Below are 440 nucleotides of genomic sequence, written 5' to 3'. Positions count from 1 at the left end.
ACACATGAAAATTCAAAACATCATGCTGATGTTGTTGAATATGAAGAAGATACAAACCCAGGTGGTGGTCAGGTTACTACTGAGTCTAACTTAGTTGAATTTGACGAAGAGTCTACAAAAGGTATTGTTACTGGTGCAGTGAGCGACCATACAACAGTTGAAGATACGAAAGAATATACAACTGAAAGTAATCTTATCGAATTAGTGGATGAATTACCTGAGGAACATGGTCAAGCACAAGGACCAATCGAGGAAATCACTGAAAATAATCATTATATTTCTCATTCTGGTTTAGGAACTGAAAATGGTCACGGTAATTATGGCGTGATTGAAGAAATCGAAGAAAATAGCCATGTTGATATTAAGAGTGAATTAGGTTACGAAGGTGGCCAAAATAGCGGTAACCAGTCATTCGAGGAAGACACAGAAGAAGACAAACC

General features: G+C 37.5%; 1 pseudogene. It reads left to right on the top strand.

The features are described from left to right. Positions 1 to 440: pseudogene (locus tag CD116_RS12470) on the top strand (fibronectin-binding protein FnbB); the annotation flags it as partial.

Source organism: Staphylococcus schweitzeri, assembly GCF_002902405.1.
Lineage (GTDB): Bacteria > Bacillota > Bacilli > Staphylococcales > Staphylococcaceae > Staphylococcus > Staphylococcus schweitzeri.
This window is presented reverse-complemented; position numbering and strand designations above follow the sequence as displayed.